A 20,219-nucleotide genomic window follows, 5' to 3' on the forward strand; every position below is an offset into this window, starting at 1 on the left:
GCTTATTTAATGATTTTGGAGACGACGCCTGCGCCGACGGTGCGGCCACCTTCACGGATGGCGAAGCGCAGCTTCTCTTCCATCGCGATCGGAGCGATCAGTTCAACCGTGAACTTCAGGTTGTCGCCAGGCATAACCATCTCGGTGCCTTCCGGCAGCTTCACCGTACCGGTCACGTCAGTGGTCCGGAAGTAGAACTGCGGACGGTAGTTCGCAAAGAACGGAGTGTGACGACCGCCCTCTTCCTTGGTCAGGATGTAGGCCTCGGCTTCAAACTCGGTGTGCGGGGTAACCGAACCCGGTTTCGCCAGAACCTGACCACGCTCAACGCCGTCACGCTCAACACCGCGCAGCAGAGCGCCGATGTTGTCGCCAGCCTCACCGCGATCCAGAAGCTTGCGGAACATCTCGACGCCGGTGCAGGTCGTCTTCTTGGTCGGACGGATCCCGATGATCTCAAGCTCGTCGCCGACGTTCACCGCGCCACGCTCAACACGGCCGGTCACAACCGTACCACGGCCCGAGATCGAGAACACGTCTTCGATCGGCATCAGGAACGGCAGGTCAACCGCACGCTCGGGCGTCGGGATGTACTCGTCAACGGCCTTGATCAGTTCCCGGATCGAGTTCTCGCCGATCTCGGCGTCGCGGCCTTCCAGAGCAGCCAGGGCCGAGCCCTTGATGATCGGAATGTCGTCGCCGGGGTAGTCGTAGGACGACAGAAGCTCACGAACCTCCATCTCGACCAGTTCCAGCAGCTCGGGATCGTCAACCTGATCAACCTTGTTCAGGTAAACGACCATGTAGGGGATGCCAACCTGACGGCCCAGCAGGATGTGTTCACGTGTCTGAGGCATCGGGCCGTCAGCAGCGTTCACAACCAGGATCGCGCCGTCCATCTGCGCAGCGCCCGTGATCATGTTCTTGACATAGTCAGCGTGGCCGGGGCAGTCGACGTGCGCATAGTGGCGCGTATCGGACTCGTACTCAACGTGCGCCGTCGAGATCGTGATACCCCGAGCACGCTCTTCAGGGGCCCCGTCAATCTGATCGTAGGCCTTGAATTCACCGTAGTACTTGGTGATCGCTGCCGTCAGAGTCGTCTTGCCGTGGTCAACGTGACCAATCGTACCAATGTTGACGTGCGGTTTCGTACGTTCAAACTTTGCCTTTGCCATCCTGGCCTCCTATCGGGGGGGCCACCCGCGCGACAGCCCCCGTCGTGAAACATCCGCCGCGACTTATAATCCGGCCGGGGAAAAATCAAGGGCGCCCGACCCGGCGACATAAGCATGAAACGCGGGAACCTCTGCCCGGCAAAGACGTTGGAATCCGGCAGACAAGGCTGCCCGGCCCGGCGGCCGCGCAACGCTTTCGGAGGAATGCTATGAGCCTGATGAAATCCCTCGCCCGCGTCGCGGCTGGCGTCATGCTGGCCAAAGGGATCGGAACCATGATGAAGAACGCCCAGAACCGGCCTCAAAGCGGCGGCGGGCGTAGCTCGGGCGGCCTGCTGGACGAGCTTTTTGGCAACAACACCGGTGGGGCGGGCAGCCGCAGCACCGGCTCGGGCGGGCTTGGCGATATGCTGGGTCAGGTGCTGGGCGGTCGTACAGGCAGCGGCTCGGCCTATGGTGGCCCAAATTCCCCCCGCTCGGCCGGGACGGCACAGGGCGGGCTGGGTGGCCTGCTTGACCAGCTGGCCGGGCCGCGTGGCCGTTCGGGCGGCTCTGGCGGCCTGGGCGGCGTCCTTGGCGGCGCGGCTGCTGGCGGCCTTGGCGGTATTCTGGGTGATCTTCTGGGCGGTCGCGGTGGCGCGCAGGCTCAGGCCCCGGAGGGCAGCACCGGCGGGCTGGCGCAAAAGGGTGCACAACCCCAGAACGATGCCAGCTTTGGCGAGCTCTTCAACGAGGCGCTTGCGACCGGTGATGAGCCCTCGACCGCGCCCACGCCCGAACAGAACGCTTTGGCCGGCCTGATGCTCAGGGCGATGATCCAGGCGGCGAAATCGGACGGAGAGATCGACGAGCAGGAAAAAGCCAAGCTGATGTCGGAATTCGGCGAGCTGGACGACGAAGAACGCGCCTTTATCCGCGAACAGATGGCAGCCCCCGTCAATGCGGCGGCGCTGGCCCGCGAAGTGCCCGAGGGCTTTGGCCCCCAAATCTATCTGATGTCACTGATGGCGATCGAATTCGACAATCGGAAAGAGGCCGAATACCTGCACGAGCTTGCCCAGAACCTTGGGCTAGACAAGGAAACGGTGAACGGCATCCATCAAAAGGTCGGCGTGACCAGTCTTTACGCCTGATCAAAAAGACCAAGCTGGCGCGGCGGCTCATCCTGCCGCGCCTCATCGAGTCCGGACAGGGTGATCCCCAACAGCCTGACCCCGTGCGGGTCGGCAAAAACCGGCCCCAGCAGGTCGCGGGCCATGCCCAGCATCTCATCCCGGCTTTCTACCGGACGCGGCAGCGAACGCGCACGGGTGATCTGGCGGAAATCGCCGTATTTCACCTTCAGCGTCACCGTCCGCCCCACGCGCCCGGCATTCGTGGCATGCCTCCAGACCTTGTCGGCCAGCACCTCCAGCGCCTCATGGGCTGCCGGAAGGTCGCGCAGATCTTCGAAATAGGTGTTCTCGGCCCCGATGCTTTTGCGGATACGGTTCGGCTTGACCTCGCGCGTGTCTATGCCACGGGCAATATTCCAGTAATAGGTGCCCGATTTGCCAAAACGCGCCGTCAGGAACTCAAGGGTCTGCCGTGCCAGATCGGCGCCGGTCAGAATACCATGCGACTCCATCCGCGCCGCTGTCGCCGGACCGATGCCGTGAAAGCGACCGATGGGCAGGCCATGGACAAACTCGGGTCCAGCCTCAGGCGGGATTACGAACAGCCCGTCCGGTTTGCGCTGGTCCGAGGCCAGCTTGGCGAGAAACTTGTTATAGCTGACCCCGGCCGAGGCGGTCAGCCCTGTCGCCTCGCGGATACGTGCGCGGATCTCTTGCGCGATGCGCGTCGCGGTGCGGCCGTGCAGATAATCGGTGAGATCCAGATAAGCCTCATCCAGCGACAAGGGCTCGACGAGCGGCGTGTATTCGAAAAAGATGTCGCGCACCTGCTGGCTGACCGCGCGATAGACGTCAAAGCGCGGCTTTACAAAGACCAGGTCGGGACACAGCCGCATCGCCCGCATCGAGGGCATGGCCGAGCGCACGCCAAAGCGGCGCGCCTCATAGCTCGCCGCCGCCACCACGCCACGGCGGATGCCGCCAACGGCGACCGGGCGCCCGCGCAGCTCGGAATTGTCGCGCTGTTCGACCGAGGCGTAAAACGCATCCATATCCACATGGACGATGCGGCGCACACGCTCCTCGGTCGGGGCGGTCATGGCAGTATGCGGGCGGCCCCCGCCGTCAACCCCTCGCCCATGCGGTCAAAGCGCATATAGGCGATAGCCCGGTTGCCGGATTGGGTGTAAAGCGTGCCCGCCTCGCGCCCGTCCGCCATCAGGATGGGCGTCCCGACAGGGGCCGCGCCCTCGATGCCGACGGTGACAAGCCCCTTGCGCAGCTCGGTCTTGTGCTTCATCCGCGCCGTGACCTCTTGCCCGACATAGCAGCCTTTGCGGAAATCGACGCCATGCAGGCGCTCGAACCCGGCTTCAAGGATAAAGGTCTCGTTCGGGATCAGCTCGATCAGGCTTTCGGGGATGCAATGTCCGACCCGGATCGCATCCCAATCAAACCCGTCGTCAGCCGCCCGCTCACCGCCCGAGCCGCCGTAAAGACGCCAGCCCAGCGCCTCATGCCGCGGATCGGCTATGGCAGCGTCAGGCATATCGCCGATACCGCGCGTGACGGTCAGTTCGGTCGGCTCAACCGTGACACGTGAACGCAGCTTGTACAGCGACAGCCGCCGGATCAGATCATCAGCCAGCCGCGCGTCGACATCAATCAGCAGCTGCGCGCCATCCGGGACGATCAGAAAATCGGCCAGATACTTGCCCTGCGGCGTCAGCAGCGCCGCCCAGCAAGGCACGTCCCCGACCTTGTTGGTCACAAGGCCTTGCAGGAACTCGACCCGATCCTCGCCCGAAACCGCCAGAATGCGCCGCATCATTGATCTCCGAATTGCAACCTGACCAGGGCAGCATAGGCACCGCCCTTTGCCATTAGCTGGTCATGGTTGCCCTCTTCGACAACCCGGCCTGCCTCGATCACCACGATCTTGTCGGCCTGGCGCACGGTCGAAAGCCTGTGCGCGATGACCAAGGTGGTGCGCCCGGCCGAAAGCTCGTCCAGCGCCTGCTGGACCAGCCGCTCGCTTTGCGCATCAAGCGCCGAGGTCGCCTCGTCAAGCAGCAGGATCGGCGCATCGCGCAGAACGGCACGCGCAATCGCCACGCGCTGGCGCTGCCCCCCCGACAGGGCCGAGCCACGCGGCCCCGCCGGCGTGTCGAGCCCAAGGGGCAGGTTATCGGTGAAATCCGCAACATGGGCAGCGACAGTCGCCCGGCGCAGCGCCTTGTCATCCTGCGGATGGCCAAGCAGGATGTTTTCGCGCAGCGTCTCGTCAAACAGCGCGGCCTCTTGGCTGACGGTCGAGAACTGATCGCGCAGCACGCCCAGATCGAATTCGCGCAAAGGCACCCCACCCAGGGTGATCTCGCCCGCTTCGGGATCAATCAACCGGGTCAGCAGGTTGAAGACCGTGGATTTTCCAGCGCCCGAAGGCCCCACCAGCGCCGTCGTCTGACCAGCCTCGGCGGTAAAACTCAGCCCGTTCAGGACCGGATGGCCGGAGTAAGCCAGCCGCACATCATGAAAGCGGATGGTGGTGTCGGGTGGCGGCTCGCAGCGCGGTCCGCAAGCAATCCCGGGCTGCATATCAAGCACGGAATAGATGCGCTCAAGACTTGCGGCTGCGATCTGCCATGTGCCGGTCAGGTTGCCCAGACGCCGCAGAGGCTGAAAGGCCAGCGCCATGGCGGTGAAAAAGGACATGAAGTCCCCGACCGTGCGTTCGCCCCGCGTCACCTCGGCCCCGCCCAGGGCAAGGACGCCGATAAAGCCCAGCCCGGTGACGACATCGACCAGCGCCGGCACAGTGGCGCCGATACCTGACATCTTGATCTCGGCCTTGCGGATGCGGCTGACGATCTGGCTGAATCGGTCGGCCTGATAATCCTCCATCCGGTTCAGTTTGACGGCGTTGATACCGTGCAAGACCTCATCAAGCCGGGTGGCGCGCTGGCTGGCATTAACGCGGTTTTGCCGCATCTTGCGGCGGATATATCGCTGGACCAGCACGGTGGGCAGGATCAGCAGCGGCGCACCGACCAGCGCCGCCATGGTCCACCAGGGATCGACCGCCACCGCAACCCCGAACAGCGACAACAGCGAGACCATGTCCCTCCCCGCGCCCGAGATGAATGTGGACCACACACCCTGCACGGCGATGGAATCGCCCTGCACCCGCTCGATCAGCGCGCCGGGCGGGTTCTCCTGGAAAAAGCTGCTGTCCAACGTCATGATATGGCGCAGCAAATCCGTCTGCATACTGGTCGAAACCGCCAGCGAGACCGACGTCATCAGGCTACGGTTGATGACAAAGGTCGAGGCGCGGATCAGGAACAGCGAAAAGATCACGCCCCCGACCCACCAGATCGCATCGGTGTCGCCACCGACAAAAACCCGGTCGAACAGCGGCTTCAGCATCCAGCTAAGCAGGCCCAGCGTCGAGCCCTCGACAATCAGAAAAACCAGCGCCAGCAGGATGCGCGCCCAATAGGGGTGCAGATAGTCGCGCCACATACGGGCGAACAGATTGGCCGTTCTGTTAAGTCTGTCCGCCATCGCATCCCCGGAATTCGGTTCGACCCCAAGGGATAAGCCGCAAGACGTCCGGGGGCAAGGCGCTCGGGTCAGACGCGCCCCGTTGACCTTGCGCAGGGGCCGGCCTACCGATTGCATGTCATACGAAAGGCATTCCCATGAGCTTTGCCCAGGGCCGCGCCGTCCTTGCTATTCCCGGCCCCTCTCCTGTCCCGGATCGCGTGCTGCGGGCCATGCACCGCCCCTCGCCCGATATCTATGGCCCGGACCTCGCGGCCGAGAACCGCACCCTGATCGCGGGGCTGAAACGGCTGGCCGGGACCTCGGCCCATGTCGCGCCCTATATCGGCAACGGCCATGCCGGGTGGGAGGCCGCGAATGTCAACATGCTCGACAGGGGCGAGCGGGCGCTGGCACTGATCTCGGGCCATTTCGGACGCAGCTGGGCAGCCTCGGCCCGCGCAATGGGGATCGAGGTCGAAGAGCTTGATTTCGGCCTTGCGCCCCCCGATCCCCAGCGGCTGGCCGAGCGGCTGGCGCAGGACCGTGAGGGGCAGATCCGTGCGGTTCTGGTCTGTCAGGTCGATACCGCCAGTTCGGCCCGCGCCGATATCCCTGCCCTGCGCGCCGCAATGGGCGACCACCCTGCCTTTCTGGCTGTCGACGCCATCGCCTCACTCGGCTGCGAGCCGATGCTGATGGACGAATGGGGCGTGGATTTGCTGGTATCGGCCAGCCAAAAAGGGCTGATGGTGCCGCCGGGCCTGACCTTCGTTTGGTTCTCGGAACGGCTCAGGGCGCGCAAACCCAGCAGCCTTGCCACCCCCTATTGGAACTGGACCCCCCGCGCCGAGGCAGAAGAACTGTGGCAATTCTGGGGTGGCACCCCGCCCGTACAGCTGGTCTTTGGTCTGAACGAGGCGCTGCGCATCCTGCTTGACGAAGAAACCCTGCCCGCCGCATGGGCCCGGCATGAAGGGTTGGCCCGGGCCTGCTGGGCGGCACTGGACCGCTGGGGCGCGGACAATCCGGGGATCGGGGCAATGATCTCTGATCCAGCCGGCCGCGCCCGCTCGGTCACTGCCGCGCGGGTGACACAGGCCAGCGCCCTGCGCGACTGGACGGCTGGCAAGGCAGGGGTGACGCTGGGTGTCGGCCTTGGTGCGCCCGACCCCGGTCACGCGCTGCGCATCGCCCATATGGGTCACGCCAATGCCCATCAGCTTCTGGGCGTTCTGGCAGTAATCGAGGCCGGAATGACCGCGCTGAACATCCCTCATGGGTCTGGCGCGCTTGACGCCGCCACAGCCGAGGTCGCCCGCCTCGCATGAATGTTTGGGGGCCGGACGGCGGCCGACACCTTATCGCCTCAGTGGCGCATGGCTGACGGCGGACATCTGGTAAGGGGCGTAGCCCCAGTTACCGTTTGTTCGCAATCACGCCCCGCGTCACACAACGTTGGAAATTGACAAATGAAGCTCCGCACAGCGCAACCAACTGACGCGCCGGCCCTTGCCGCCATTTCTATCGAGGTTTGGGTGGGGACCTATCTCCGGAAAGGTGTAAGCGCATTCTTTGCTGAATATGCGCTGAACGAGTTCACAACAGCCAAGTTTGCAGCCTTGCTCGGCAACTCCGGCGAGCATGTGATCGTTTCGGAAAATGAAGACGGCATTGATGGCTTCATCCGCCTCACTCAACGTGAGAACGTGCCTTTTTCAGCCTGTTCAAACACAGAGATATCGACCCTCTACGTGCAGCCGCGCCACCATGGCAGAGGCATCGGGAACGCTCTGCTTGAACAAGGGCTGATCTGCGCGGGCAGTCTAGGCAGCCCGTCAGTGTGGCTGACCGCTAATTCCGAAAACGCCCCGGCGATAGCTTTTTATTTGAAGCACGGCTTTGAAAAAATCGGCACCACGCATTTCCGCATCCGAGAGCAAGCATATCTGAACGATGTATTCACACGCATGGTCTCTGCATAGATGCACGACCACCCGCAATGAGCGCCTTGCATCAGCGATGGCAGGTCTCTGGGTGAAAGAAGGCAGTCATTGCGCAGATGGTGCGTTTTCGGATAACTGCCGGGACAAAAGGAGAACGCCATGCCCCGCCTTATCGAAATATTGCTTTACAAGCTTAAGCCCGGCACAGGGGGTGAATTCTTTGATATCATGCATAACATCAGTGTCCCGCTTCACCGGCAGAATGGGATTGATGTGATCTGGCACGGGCAATCCATGCATGATCCCGACGGATATGGATTGATCCGGGGCTTTGCAGATATGGCGGAACTGGATGAGGCGCAGTCGGCATTTTATGCCGGTGACGCGTGGAAAACAGGTCCGCGCGAGGCGATCATCTCTCGCATCGAAACAGCGACAAAGATCATTATTCCGATGAATGCCGATGCTGTGAGGGGACTGCGTGAACAAGGATACCACGCCGTCACAGCCGCCCGCCATGGGTTCTGAACGTCAGGAAAGAATTATTGCGTTACAGCTCACCCCTCTGCCGTTGTTCACATAGCCTCCGCCCCCACATCGGCTTATAAAGAACGCCATGTTCAGGCCTTACTTACATCGCTGGGGTCTGCTAGCCGATGGTGAGCCGGTCATCACGGCGACCGCCCGTCTGCTTCCGGTTTTGCGGCAGGAAATGCCTGCGATGCTGAAACTCTCTTCGCAGCCGGATCAGCAGCGCGGAGCGGCCCTGATGGATTGGTGGGCAGGCGACGGCGCGGCCAAGGTCCTGGCCCGGGATGATCACGCCATACTGATGGAGCGGGCGACCGGCACACGGTCATTGGCCGATATGGCGCGCACGGGCGGGGACGATAGCGCCTGCCGCATTCTTTGTGCGACGGCTAAGCGGCTGCATCGTCAGCGTTCCGGCAAGTTACCCGATCTGGTCCCTCTGGACCGCTGGTTCCATGACCTTGAAGCAGGTGCTGTAAACCATGGGGGCATTCTGGTCCAAAGCCTGCAGACAGCGCGGGACCTGCTTGCCGACCAAAGAGAGCAGACCGTCCTGCACGGTGATCTTCACCACGATAACGTCCTAGACTTCGGTGAACGCGGCTGGCGCGCGACAGATCCGCATGGGCTTATCGGTGAGCGTGGCTTTGACTATGCCAATATTTTCACCAATCCCGATCTAAGCGACCCAACGCACCCGGTTGCGACCCAGCCGGGGCGCTTTCAGCAAAGGCTTAGCGTGGTGGTCGAGGCATCGGGCCTGGAACGCCGCCGCTTGTTGCAATGGATTCTCGCATGGACGGGGCTGTCGGCGGCCTGGTTCCTGCAAGATAAAGATCCGCTGGCAAAGGTGGATCTGACGATTGCGGCGATGGCAGCATCCGAACTTGCCCGGTAAGTTTGGACGAGGAATGGCTGTTGTGAACCCGCAGCGCCGATAATCTAAAGGCCGTTTGGGTCGGAAATCCGTGACAGGCGACGACGAGACATGCGCATTACTCCTCTGCCCGAATTCCAGTCCGAAGCGCTGCTGCCCGGTCAGGACTTCGCGCCGGTTGAGCAACTGATCCGCGACAAGGCGCGGGCGCAGGGGCTGGATCTGCACATCGGGCATGGCCGCTCGATCTGGTGCCAGGTCGATGAGGGAGAGTTCGGCGCAAAAAAGCGCGGCGACGGCGTTCTGGTCTTTGCCCGCGCCCATCGGGCCGAGTGGCTGGGCGCGATGCAGCGAGAAATCTCAGAGTATCTTGCCAGTCACCTGCCCAGGGCGGCCCTGCGCTGGCCCTCGGACAAGGATATTGGCACATTTCCGGGCAACTTCAGCCTTACCGAGGTCAGCGCAATTACGCCTTTATGCCCCGATTTCCTGCGTGTGCGGCTGACGGCCCCGGATCTGCATCGCCTCGCCGGAACCGATTCGATCCATTTCCGGCTGGTACTGCCCCCGGCCGGGGACCTGTCCCCGGAATGGCCCCGAATCGGCGCGAACGGTCAGATTATCTGGCCCAAGGGCAGCAAGGCGCTTCACCGTCCGGTTTATACAGTGCGCCATATCGACCCCGATGCTGGCTGGCTCGACCTCGATATCTTTGACCACACTGGCGGACGCACGGCCGAATGGGCGCGCCACGCCCTGCCCGGTCAGCACATCGGCCTGCTTGGCCCAAGCGGCGGTGGTATCCCCAAGCAGCGGCACCTGCTTCTTGCCGGGGATGAAACCGCCTATCCCGCCCTTGCCCGCATCCTTGAATCGCAGGCGAACCATGCAAAGGGGCAGGTCTGGCTGCTTGGGAAATGCGCCGATTATCCCCTGCCCAGACCCCGGGGCTTTGACCTCATCCATCTGCCGGAAGGTGCTGCGGGGCTTTGCGCACAGCTAAGAAAGAGCCCGCCCGCGCCTGACAGCTATGCGTGGATGGCCGCCGAGAAATCGGGCGTCACCGCCATCCGCACCCTGCTGCATGAAGAATTGGGCCATGACAAGGGCCTTACCCGCCTTGCCGCCTATTGGTCCGCCTGACCGGTGACAGGTCGCCCGGAATAGTTGACAATTTTACCTTGGTGATTGATACGGTCCCCGGACCGCGGCCAATGGGCCTGATGGCACAGCTCTTGGTGCCTGCCTCGCCCCAGCCAGATGCGGACGGATCAAATGCCGGAACGACTAAGGATCGCCATGACTCATCTTCCGCTGCCGCGCCTCCGAGCGGGGACCGCCCTCGCGCTGACCTGCCTGTTGATGGCTGCCCCCCTTTCGGCACAGGAAAGCCCCTCCGGCGCCCAACCTGCACCTGAACCCGCCGCCCAGCCGGAAACGGCAGCACCTGCGCCGCAGAATGCCGCATCGGAAACCGCTCCGGCGCAGACAGCCGCGCAACAGGACAGCGCGTCACAGCCCGCCACCGCTGCGACAACCACCGAGGCACCCGCCGCTGCGCCACAACAGACCGCACCGGCAGCCATTGCCCCGGCCCCGGCCGAAAACGCGCCGGCGGCCACTGTCCCGGCTGAAACACAGCCCACCGAACCAGCCGCAACTGCGGTGACTCCGGTGGCCGAATCCGCCACCGCACCCGAAACGGCTGCGCCCGCAGGTTCCGGCATCCTGCCGCAATCGGTTCAGGACGCGCTGGCTCCGGTCCTGAACCCGCCCGCCCGCGACCCGAACCTGCCCCACGACCTTTCGCCCATGGGCATGTTCCTTGCCGCCGATTGGGTGGTGAAGGGCGTGATGATTGGTCTGGCTTTCGCCTCGGTCGTGACCTGGACCGTGCTGGTCGCCAAGATGCTGGAGCTTTTGGGCGCAATGCGCCGGGCCCAATCCGGCATCCGCCGCATCGAGGGTGCGGCCAGCCTTACGGCGGCACAATCCGCCGTTGGTAACCGCCGCGATCCGGTGTCGCAGATGATCCGCGCGGCTGCGGTGGAATACGACCGCTCTGCCGCTGCACTGGATCAGGCGGGCGACACCGGCCTGAAAGAACGCGTCGATTCCTACCTTGAACGGATCGAGGCCATCGCCAGCCGTCGCATGAGCCGGGGCACTGGTGTTTTGGCGACCATTGGCTCGACTGCGCCCTTCGTCGGGCTGTTCGGGACCGTCTGGGGCATCATGAACAGCTTTATCGGCATTTCGAGGGCACAGACCACCAACCTTGCCGTCGTCGCCCCCGGTATCGCCGAGGCGCTGCTGGCAACAGCCATCGGCCTTGTCGCGGCAATTCCAGCAGTGGTGATCTATAACGTCTTTGCCCGCGCCATCACCGGTTATCGCCTGCGGCTTGGCAATGCCGGCGCTGGTGTCCGGCGCCTTCTCAGCCGCGATCTTGATTTTCGCGGCACCACCTCACGCACGGAGGTCTGAGCCATGGCCGGCGGCATCCGCGAATCTCAAGGCGACGACCTGGTCGAAAATCACGAGATCAACGTTACGCCCTTCATCGACGTGATGCTGGTGCTGCTGATCATCTTCATGGTGGCAGCCCCCTTGGCCACGGTTGATGTGAACGTGGATCTGCCGGTTTCGAACGCGACCCCGGCGCAGCGCCCGGACCTGCCGGTCTATGTCACCGTCAAACCCGACCTGACGCTGTCGATCGGCAACGATGATGTCCCGGCCGGAGGACTGGCCGCCGCGCTGGCCGAGGCGACCAAGAACAACCGGGAAGAACGCATCTTTCTGCGCGCGGACAGGGACGTCTCTTACGGGGACCTGATGGGGGTGATGAATACCCTGCGCGAGACGGGCTATCTGAAAATCGCATTGGTCGGGCTTGAGGCGGCACCAGTTGCCGTTGAGGCCGCTGCCGATGCCCCAGCGGGCGCGCCAGCGGCTGCCCCTGCCCCAGCAACCGCGGCCAGTGGAACGAGCCAGCCATGAGCCTGAAACCCTCATCCCTGATGATGCGCGAAGGCGTGCTTTGGGGCAGCGCCGCGGTGATGGTGCTGGCTGCCCATCTGGGCGGCGCGCTATGGATCCTGCACCGCGCCGAGGCGGCCACCCCACCCGGCCTGCCCGAACCGGTGTTTGTCGACCTGGCCCCGATGCCCGAAGCGGCCGCCCCCCCGGACGAAGCCGAGATAACCGAAACCGCCGAAGCAGAACCGGAACCCGAGCCGGAACCCGAGCCAGAACCGGAACCGGAACCGGAACCGGAAATGCCCATGCTGCCCATGCAGCAGCTTGAGCCGATGGCAGACATGAACTCGCTGTTTCCGCCGCCGCCGGATGCGGTCGTGCTGCAGAAATCCCCCCGTCCGCCCGAACGGCCCGAGCGTGAAAAGCCGGAGCCCGAACCCGAGCCCAAGGTCGTCAAGCGCGAACCCGAGCAAAGAAAGCGCGACCCCAAGGAAAAAGCCCCCGAGCCGCAACAGGCCCGCACGGCTGCGACACAGGTGCGGGCACCGCAGGGCCAGCGCACCGCCGCCCCGCAAGCCGGGGCAAGCGCCCCCAGCGCAAAGCAGGTCGCAAGCTGGCAGTCCAAGGTTCAGACCGCCGTCGCCCGTCACATGCAGCGTACCGACTTTTCCAGCCGCGGCCGGGGCAGCATCACCATCACCGTTCGCTTTACCGTCGACCCCAGCGGTCGGGTGGCCGGGGCGGCACTGGCAAGCTCGACCGGAGATGCGGGAATCGATTCGGCGCTGAACCGTCAGGCTTCACGTATGCCGCGCCTGCCCGCGCCGCCTTCGGGCAAGACCACCTCGCTGGTGCTGCCGGTCAAGATCGTTCTGCGCTGATCCTGATCTGATCACCGGCAGCCGCTCCGGGCGGCCCGATGGGCTCGACCCCCAGCACCGGCGCAATGCCGCGCACTGCTGCGGCAAGGGCGCGGGCATCGGTTTCTGTCTCGGCGTTATGCCGCCAGACCACAGCCAGATCACGTGAGGGGGCAGGCTCGGCAAAAGGCACGATGCGCAGCCCGCCATCGCGGTTCTCATCCTTTAGCGCCAGACGCGGGATCAGCGTCATACCCATGCCGCTTGCCACCATCCGCATCAGCGTCGCCATCGAGGCCGCCTCAAGATTCAGCTTGCGGCGCGGACTGCGCAACCCGCAAACCTCCAGCGCCTGATCGCGCAGGCAATGGCCATCGGCCAGCAATAGCAGCCGCTCGGCTTCGATATTGTCAGGACGGGCCGGACCCGACAGGATGGTGGTATCATTGCCCGACAGCGCAATCAGAAAGGCGTCGCGCAAGACCGCCTCGGCCTCGATCCCCGCCTCACTGACCGGCAGGGCCATGATCCCCGCATCAAAGCGCCGCCTCTGCACGCCCGAGATCAGATCGTCGGTCACAACCTCATGCAGCTCCAGATCCAGACCGGGGTGACTGATCCGCAAGGCCGGAATCAGATGCGGGATCAGATAGGGCGCAACCGTCGGAATGATCGCGAGCCGCAGCCGGCCAGACAGGGGCGAAGGCCCGGTTCGCGCCAGCGCATCCAGCCGTCTGGCAGTGTCGATCAACTCTTCGGCCACGGGCAAAAGCCGCTCACCCAAGGCCGTCAGCCGAACGGGCCCCGCCCCTGCCCCACGCTCAAACAGCGTACCGCCCAGACGCGATTCAAGCTGGGCGATCTGGCTTGACAGGCCCGGCTGCGAAACATGGACGGTTTCGGCGGCGCGACCGAAATTGCCCAGCCGGGCAACCGCGAGGAAATAGGTGATCTGGCGCAGGGTAAAATTCATGGCCCAAGGTTACCCGCCCCAGCGAAAGTCACAAGGCGCCGTGCAGCTGGTCCGCTCAGGCAGGCAGCCGGTGAACCAGCAGCTTGTCGATGCGCCGGCCGTCCATATCGACGACCTCGATCTGCCAACCCTGCCAGATCACGCGGTCCCCGGCTTGCGGCAGGCGGCCCGCCAGATCCAGAACCAGACCAGCCACGGTCGAATAATCGTGATCCTCATCCAGAGGCACCGACAGACGATCCGCGAATTCATCGACCGGCATCCAGCCCGCGACCAGCAAACTACCGTCATCCCGCTCGACCAGTTTTGGCTCATCATCCGAAAAGCCCGCGAACTCACCGGTAATCGCCTCAAGCACGTCCATCGGCGCGACGACGCCTTCGAAATGGCCGTATTCATCATAGACCAGCAGCATCTGACCCGGTGCGGCGCGCAGCCGGGCGATAACCTCGGGGGCATCCATCGTTTCCGGGATAATCGGAGCAGGCTGCATCACCTCGCGCAGATCAACCGCCTCGGCCCGGCTCTGCGACATCAGGTCGACGCTGGCGATGACACCGATCAGGTTGTTCGGGTCGCCGTCGCTGACCGGCAGACGGGTACGGCGGCTGTCGCGGAACTTGCGCGCCATTTCTTCCCAGCTGTCTGAAAGGTCGATCGCCTCGATCTCGCGCCGGGGGGTCATCAGCCCGCGCGCGCTGCGGTCGGCAATACGCATGACGCCCGCAATCATCTCGGTTTCGGCCCGGTGGATGACGCCCGCCGTCTCGGCCTCCGAGATGACCAGCTTGATCTCTTCGTCGCTGATGGTCTGGCGGTCCTCACTCGACTGCCCCAGTGCCGCAAGCAGCAGCTTGCCCGAACGATCAAGCAGCCAGACAAGCGGCGCCGCCCCGCGTGAGATCGCCTGCATCAACGGAGCCACCCGCGCCGCGACCCGTTCGGGCGATTTCAGCGCCAATTGTTTTGGCACCAGCTCGCCGACAATCAGCGACAGATAGGTGATCGCCACGACCACACCGCCCATGCCCAAAGGCTGTGCCAGCGAAGGAGGCACCCCCAGACCCGGCAGCGCCGCGGCAAGCCGCGCACCCAGGGTCGCGCCGGAAAAGGCCCCCGACAACACACCAACCAGCGTGATGCCGATCTGGACCGAGGACAGAAAACGACCCGGTTCCTCGGCCAATGCAAGCGCGGTGCCCGCCCCCCGGTCGCCACGCTCGGCCAAGACCTTCAGCCGCGCAGGGCGGGCAGAGACAATCGCCAGCTCGGACATGGCCAGCAACCCGTTAAGCAGGGTCAGGACAAGAACGACTAGGATTTCGATCCACATCTAGGGAGCTCGCTGGGGGAGGGGCAAAGCCGGAAGGCTGGTCGGATGCAGCATGCTGCACCTGTCGGAAGGGTCGTCGATCATGCGCTTGTCGGCGGTTGGCTCCGGCTGTGTCGCCCTTCAATATATCCGTTGACAGCGCCGTGGCAATCGTTCCGACCGATTTCCTTGCCGTCACTGTGACATATGTCAGTTATAAATTTGATTTTTAACAATTTTTCATCCGCGGTTTTCCGCGTTATGGAATTCTTCATTCCTGAGACATAGCGTGCAGGGAATCATACCAGAAGATCTGGAGCCGGAATGAGGGACAAAAATCGGGAAACCCCCGAAAAAATTGTGCTGGTTCTGCAAGGGGGCGGCGCGCTGGGGGCGTTTCAGGCCGGCGCTTACGAGGCACTATGCGACGCAGGGCAGGAACCAGAATGGCTGGCCGGAATCTCGATCGGCTCGATCAATGCGGCGCTTATTGCGGGAAACCCTCCGGGTGAACGCTTGCCAGCGCTGCGTCAGTTCTGGGATCGGGTGACGAGGGCGCCCTGGCTCATGGCCCCCTGCCTTGGCAAGGGGCCGCTGCATGAACAGATGCGTGCGGCCTGCAACGAAGGCAGCGCCGCCATGACTGCGCTGCTGGGTGCGCCAGGCTTTTTCCGCCCGCGTCTGCCGGACCTCTTTTCGTTTCTGCCCGGCCTGATGCGCCAGACCAGCTGGTATGACACCGGGCCCCTGCGCGATACGCTGCTAGAGCTGATCGACTTTGACCACCTGAACCGCTATGGACCCCGGCTGTCTATCGGCGCCGTGGATGTCGAGACGGGCAATTTCACCTGTTTCGACAGCCGCGAGACCACGATCACCGTTGATCATATCATGGCCTCGGGTGCGCTGCCGCCGGGTTTTCCTGCGGTCGAGATCGAGGGGCGACACTATTGGGACGGCGGGCTGGTGTCGAACTCACCACTGCAATTCGTCTTGGAAACACCCAGCACCCGGCCACTGTCCATCTATCAGGTGGACCTTTACCCGTCGCGGGACAGCCTGCCCCGCTCCATGGCCGAGGTTGAACAACGCGAACGCGAGATCCGCTTTTCCAGCCGTACACGGCTGAACACCGATGAATTCCGCAACCGTCATGCGCTGGCCAGCGCAGCGCGCCGATTGCGCGCCCGCCTGCCCCGCGAATTCCGTGACGACCCGGATCTGACCCGGCTGATCGAGGCAGGCCCTGCCCATCCGGTCAGCCTGATGCATTTGATCTATCGCCATGCAAGCTATGAAGGCGCATCCAAGGATTACGAATTCTCGCGCCTTTCGATGCTGGATCACTGGCACGACGGGCGGCGGGATGCAGAACGCTCGTTGCGCGATCCGCGCTGGATCAACCGGCAGGTACCGCAGGATGGGCTGATGATTTTTGACATCAGCGACCCGCATCACCAAGAAGCGGCCGCCAGCTGAACCATCACATGGACACACCGCCCGGCTGGTTGCGGGCGGTGTGACATGACAGCAGGGCAATATCAGCGTTGGGGGATCAGTCAGTCTGGAACAGGCTCTTTAGTGTCGAAGGCTGACTGCGCCAGAATTGCGGTGGGGCTTTGACGCTGGCACCAAGTTTGGCCGCCGCGTGCCAGGGCCAGCGGGGATCGTAAAGCACGGTTCTAGCCAGTGCGATCATGTCTGCGTCACCCGTGGCGACGATAGCCTCGGCCTGCTCAGGCTCGGTAATCAGACCAACGGCAATGACCGGGATACCTGCCGCCTGCCTGACGGCGCGCGCCAGCGGCACCTGATAATTCGGCCCGACCGGGATCTTTTGACGCGGGTCCAGCCCGGCGCTGCTGATATGAATGGCGGCACATCCCCGCGCCTCCAGCGCCTGCGAAAGGGCGATGCTGCCTTCGATGTCCCAACCGTTTTCGACCCAATCAGTGCCCGAAATGCGGGCCGTCACCGGATAGCCCTCTGGCACGGCGTCTCGCACCGCCTCAAAAACCTCCAGCGGGAAACGCATGCGGTTTTCAAGGCTGCCACCATATTCATCTTCGCGCCGGTTCGACAGTGGCGACAGGAACTGATGCAACAGATAACCATGCGCGGCGTGGATCTGGATCGCGTCGATCCCCAGCCGCACCGCCCGACGCGCCGCTGCGGCAAAGGCGTCACGTACACGTGTAAGCCCTGCCCGGTCCAGCGTCACCGGAGGATGGTCACTTTCCGCAAAGGGCAGATCCGAGGCCGAGACCGTCTGCCAGCCATTCGCGGCATCAGGCGCGATCTGGGCCCCGCCTTCCCATGGCTTCGCGGTCGAGGCCTTACGCCCGGCATGGGCAAGCTGGATCGCGATGGGCATGTCGGACCAGGCCCGGACACCTTTCAGAACACGGTCCATCGCCGCTTCGGTTTCGTCATCCCACAGCCCGACATCACCATAAGAGATGCGGCCCTCGGGCAGGACGGCGGTGGCTTCGATGGTCAGAATGGCAGCGCCGGAATGCGACAGGGCGCCAAGATGGATCAGGTGCCAGTCGGTCATCCGCCCATTCTCGGCGGAATAGGTGCACATCGGAGCAATGACGATCCTGTTGGAAAGGGTCTTGCCGCCAATGGCAATCGGCTGAAATAGCTGGGATCTGGGCATGAAAAGGTCCTTGCGGTTGTCCCTTTCACATAGGCCGCCGATCCCTTGCCACAAGCCCTGCCCGCGCGGTTCCTGCCGGCAAGGGCGTTTCGGGGGGCAAAACGCCCCCTTGTTTGTTCAGAAGCTGTTGCGCTCGTGGTAGGTGCGCAGGAAGTTCCATATGCGCTGGTCCTTCGGCGCGTGGAAGATGCCCTGAGGGCTGTCCACGGCGACCAGCTCGCCTTTTTCCATGAACGCGACCTGATCGGCGACATGGGCGGCAAAACCCATCTCATGGGTGACGACCACCATGGTCATGCCCTCGGACGCCAGCGTCTTCATGACGTTCAGCACCTCGCCCACCAGTTCGGGGTCCAGCGCCGAAGTCGGCTCGTCAAAAAGCATCAGCCGCGGCTCCATAGCGATAGCGCGGGCGATGGCGACGCGTTGCTGCTGACCGCCGGACATGCGCGAGGGGTGGTTTTCCATCTTGTCGGCAAGACCCACCTTGGTCAGCGCCTCGGCCGCGCGGGTCTCGGCCTCGGCCTTTGAAAGGCCGCGCACGCGGATCAGCCCCTCGGCCACATTCTCTTTCGCGGTCATATGTGGCCAAAGGTTGAACTGCTGGAACACCATACCGATCGAACGGCGCATCTCGCGCAGCTTGCGTCCCGACATCTTGCGGCCCGGGGTTTCATAGCCGATCAGCTGGCCGTCTATGCGGATCTCGCCCGAGTCGTATTCCTCGAGAAAGTTGATGCAGCGCAAAAGCGTGGACTTGCCCGAACCCGAGGGCCCGATCAGGCAAGTCACTTTGCCCGGCGGGATGGACAGATCAACGTCCTTCAGCGCGTGGAACGGCCCGTAATATTTGTTGACCTTGCGGATCTCGACGGCGGATGCCTGCATCGGCTCAGGTCCTTTCGATCAGATGTTTGGTGATACGCGTCTCAACCCTGCGGCCAACGCGCGAGATAGCTTCGACCAGCACCCAGAAGAACAGTGCCAGCACCAGATTCGCCTCGAGGTAACGGTAGGTCTCGGCGGACATGCGGCCGACCTGATACATCAGTTCGGGCACGGTGATGATCGACAGGATCACCGTCTCCTTGGTCAGGATGATCGAGAAATTGACCAGCGCCGGCAGCGACGACACCAGCCCCAAAGGCAGGAGGATGCGGCGCACGATGGTCGGCTCGGCCATGCCAATGGCGCGCGCGGCCTCGATCTGGCCATGCGGCACCGCCCGGAAGCCTGCGCGGAAGATCTCTGCGAAATAGGGGCTGCCATAGAGCGTAAGGCCCAGAAGGCCCGCCGGGATCGCGTCCAGCCGCAGTCCGATCAGCGGTCCGCCATAGTAAAGCACGAACAGCTGGACAAGAAAGGGCGTGCCGCGAATGACCTCGATATAGGCCTGGACGATCCAGCCGACAAAGCGCGGTGCGTAACGCTGGACCAGCGCGATGACGAGCCCCAGCGCCATGCCAAAGATGGTGCCCAGAATCCAGCACAGCACGGTGACGCCAAAGCCCCTGAGCAGGGACGGGCCGTATTGTTCAAGGATGCTCCATTCCATCAGATGGCTGTCCTGTGTTCGAGATAGCGTCCCAGCGCCGAAAGGCACAGGTTGATGATCAGATAGATGCAGGCGGCCGCGATATAGACCTCAAGCGGGCGAAAGGTGGTGGCGGCCTGCGCCTGACTGGCGCGGGTGATTTCCATGATGCCGACAACCGAGACCAGCGAGCTGGCCTTGACCAGCAGGATCAGTTCATTGATCAGCGCCGGCAGCGAGATGGTCACGGCCTGAGGCAGGATGATCCGGGTCCAGACATCGCTCGGCTTCATGCCAATGGCAACGGCGGCCTCGGCCTGCCCTTTGGGCAAAGCTGCGATGGCGCCCCGCCAGATTTCCGAGATATAGGCGCTGGCGCATATCCCGACGGTAAAGACCGCCGCAAAAGTGGCGGGCACGTCGATGCCGATCACCGCAAGCGAATAGTAGAACACCAGCAGCTGCACCAGCAGCGGCACTCCACGGAAAAAGCTGACCCAGAGCGCCGCAAGTTTGCGCAAGACCATGTTGGATGAAAGCCGCGCCGCGCAGATCAGCGTGCCGATCACCAGCCCCAGCACGATGCCAAGGACCGAAATCAACAGCGTGTACCGCGCCGCCCAGATCAGTGGTTCGAAACTATCAAGAAAGACCGGAATGGAGAACATGCGCGCCTCGCCTTGGCCCTTGGGAACGGGCGGGG

The 20,219-nt window shown here is 63.5% G+C and carries 20 protein-coding genes; 10 read left to right on the top strand and 10 right to left on the bottom strand.

Annotated features, from left to right (window positions below):
* Window positions 1-2 precede the first annotated feature (2 nt).
* Window positions 3-1,178: an elongation factor Tu gene (gene tuf / locus M511_RS06535; RefSeq protein WP_010401000.1), complete on the bottom strand. Its 1,176-nt coding sequence runs from the start codon at window positions 1,176-1,178 to the stop codon at window positions 3-5.
* Between the two features lie 209 nt (window positions 1,179-1,387).
* Here tuf and M511_RS06540 point away from each other — a divergent pair, with 209 nt between their 5' ends.
* Complete coding sequence (locus M511_RS06540) at window positions 1,388-2,311, top strand: DUF533 domain-containing protein (RefSeq protein WP_085501735.1); 924 nt, start codon at window positions 1,388-1,390, stop codon at window positions 2,309-2,311.
* Here M511_RS06540 and dinB read toward each other — a convergent pair.
* From dinB to M511_RS06555, 3 genes are read right to left on the bottom strand one after another with little or no spacing between them, the layout of a single operon-like run.
* Window positions 2,302-3,393 (bottom strand): DNA polymerase IV, encoded by a 1,092-nt coding sequence (gene dinB / locus M511_RS06545; protein WP_085501736.1) that lies wholly within the window; start codon window positions 3,391-3,393, stop codon window positions 2,302-2,304. The two genes, M511_RS06540 and dinB, sit on opposite strands and share 10 nt — an antisense overlap.
* A complete protein-coding gene (gene ygfZ, locus M511_RS06550) occupies window positions 3,390-4,121 on the bottom strand; it encodes a CAF17-like 4Fe-4S cluster assembly/insertion protein YgfZ (RefSeq protein ID WP_085501806.1) in 732 nt (243 codons plus the stop codon). The genes dinB and ygfZ overlap by 4 nt, the downstream gene beginning before the upstream one ends.
* Window positions 4,121-5,860: an ABC transporter ATP-binding protein gene (locus M511_RS06555; protein WP_085501737.1), complete on the bottom strand. Its 1,740-nt coding sequence runs from the start codon at window positions 5,858-5,860 to the stop codon at window positions 4,121-4,123. Before M511_RS06555 ends, ygfZ begins: the two co-directional genes overlap by 1 nt.
* A 137-nt stretch (window positions 5,861-5,997) precedes the next feature.
* On the opposite strand from M511_RS06555, the gene M511_RS06560 reads away from it, so the two are divergent.
* The 8 genes from M511_RS06560 to M511_RS06595 all read left to right on the top strand — a co-directional run bounded on the left by M511_RS06560 (window position 5,998) and on the right by M511_RS06595 (window position 13,056).
* On the top strand, window positions 5,998-7,170 hold the full coding sequence (locus M511_RS06560; protein WP_085501738.1) for a pyridoxal-phosphate-dependent aminotransferase family protein: 1,173 nt from the start codon (window positions 5,998-6,000) through the stop codon (window positions 7,168-7,170).
* Between the two features lie 141 nt (window positions 7,171-7,311).
* Window positions 7,312-7,824 carry a GNAT family N-acetyltransferase gene (locus M511_RS06565; protein WP_010393806.1) on the top strand — a complete coding sequence of 171 codons (513 nt, stop codon included), beginning with the start codon at window positions 7,312-7,314 and terminating at the stop codon, window positions 7,822-7,824.
* Window positions 7,825-7,944: 120 nt separating this feature from the next.
* A complete protein-coding gene (locus M511_RS06570) occupies window positions 7,945-8,313 on the top strand; it encodes an NIPSNAP family protein (protein ID WP_085501739.1) in 369 nt (122 codons plus the stop codon).
* An 88-nt stretch (window positions 8,314-8,401) separates the two neighbouring features.
* Window positions 8,402-9,214, top strand: coding sequence for an aminoglycoside phosphotransferase family protein (locus M511_RS06575; protein ID WP_010393801.1), 813 nt, complete (start codon window positions 8,402-8,404; stop codon window positions 9,212-9,214).
* Window positions 9,215-9,304: 90 nt separating this feature from the next.
* Window positions 9,305-10,336, top strand: a complete 1,032-nt coding sequence (locus M511_RS06580; protein WP_085501740.1) for a siderophore-interacting protein — start codon at window positions 9,305-9,307, stop codon at window positions 10,334-10,336.
* Window positions 10,337-10,492: 156 nt separating this feature from the next.
* Window positions 10,493-11,680, top strand: coding sequence for a tonB-system energizer ExbB (gene exbB / locus M511_RS06585; protein ID WP_085501741.1), 1,188 nt, complete (start codon window positions 10,493-10,495; stop codon window positions 11,678-11,680).
* 3 nt (window positions 11,681-11,683) lie between these two features.
* Window positions 11,684-12,196, top strand: coding sequence for a TonB system transport protein ExbD (exbD, locus tag M511_RS06590; protein WP_010393793.1), 513 nt, complete (start codon window positions 11,684-11,686; stop codon window positions 12,194-12,196).
* Window positions 12,193-13,056, top strand: coding sequence for an energy transducer TonB family protein (locus M511_RS06595; protein WP_085501742.1), 864 nt, complete (start codon window positions 12,193-12,195; stop codon window positions 13,054-13,056). The genes exbD and M511_RS06595 overlap by 4 nt, the downstream gene beginning before the upstream one ends.
* Here M511_RS06595 and M511_RS06600 read toward each other — a convergent pair.
* Both M511_RS06600 and M511_RS06605 read right to left on the bottom strand, forming a co-directional pair.
* The gene (locus M511_RS06600; protein WP_010393789.1) at window positions 13,037-14,008 is read right to left on the bottom strand and encodes a hydrogen peroxide-inducible genes activator; all 972 of its coding nucleotides are present in this window, start codon (window positions 14,006-14,008) and stop codon (window positions 13,037-13,039) included. The genes M511_RS06595 and M511_RS06600 overlap by 20 nt on opposite strands.
* 55 nt (window positions 14,009-14,063) lie before the next feature.
* The gene (locus M511_RS06605) at window positions 14,064-15,341 is read right to left on the bottom strand and encodes a hemolysin family protein (protein WP_010393787.1); all 1,278 of its coding nucleotides are present in this window, start codon (window positions 15,339-15,341) and stop codon (window positions 14,064-14,066) included.
* A 303-nt stretch (window positions 15,342-15,644) separates the two neighbouring features.
* Here M511_RS06605 and M511_RS06610 point away from each other — a divergent pair, with 303 nt between their 5' ends.
* Complete coding sequence (locus M511_RS06610; protein WP_085501743.1) at window positions 15,645-16,799, top strand: patatin-like phospholipase family protein; 1,155 nt, start codon at window positions 15,645-15,647, stop codon at window positions 16,797-16,799.
* Window positions 16,800-16,875: 76 nt separating this feature from the next.
* Here M511_RS06610 and M511_RS06615 read toward each other — a convergent pair whose 3' ends face one another.
* The 4 genes from M511_RS06615 to M511_RS06630 all read right to left on the bottom strand — a co-directional run bounded on the left by M511_RS06615 (window position 16,876) and on the right by M511_RS06630 (window position 20,184).
* Window positions 16,876-17,982 (bottom strand): NADH:flavin oxidoreductase/NADH oxidase, encoded by a 1,107-nt coding sequence (locus tag M511_RS06615; protein ID WP_085501744.1) that lies wholly within the window; start codon window positions 17,980-17,982, stop codon window positions 16,876-16,878.
* Between the two features lie 117 nt (window positions 17,983-18,099).
* Window positions 18,100-18,870, bottom strand: a complete 771-nt coding sequence (locus M511_RS06620) for an amino acid ABC transporter ATP-binding protein (RefSeq protein ID WP_085501745.1) — start codon at window positions 18,868-18,870, stop codon at window positions 18,100-18,102.
* Window positions 18,871-18,874: 4 nt separating this feature from the next.
* Window positions 18,875-19,537 (bottom strand): amino acid ABC transporter permease, encoded by a 663-nt coding sequence (locus tag M511_RS06625; RefSeq protein ID WP_010393777.1) that lies wholly within the window; start codon window positions 19,535-19,537, stop codon window positions 18,875-18,877.
* A complete protein-coding gene (locus M511_RS06630) occupies window positions 19,537-20,184 on the bottom strand; it encodes an amino acid ABC transporter permease (RefSeq protein ID WP_010393775.1) in 648 nt (215 codons plus the stop codon). The genes M511_RS06625 and M511_RS06630 overlap by 1 nt, the downstream gene beginning before the upstream one ends.
* Between the last annotated feature and the right edge of the window lie 35 nt (window positions 20,185-20,219).

It is taken from the genome of Paracoccus sp. J56, assembly GCF_019633685.1.
Lineage (GTDB): Bacteria > Pseudomonadota > Alphaproteobacteria > Rhodobacterales > Rhodobacteraceae > Paracoccus > Paracoccus kondratievae.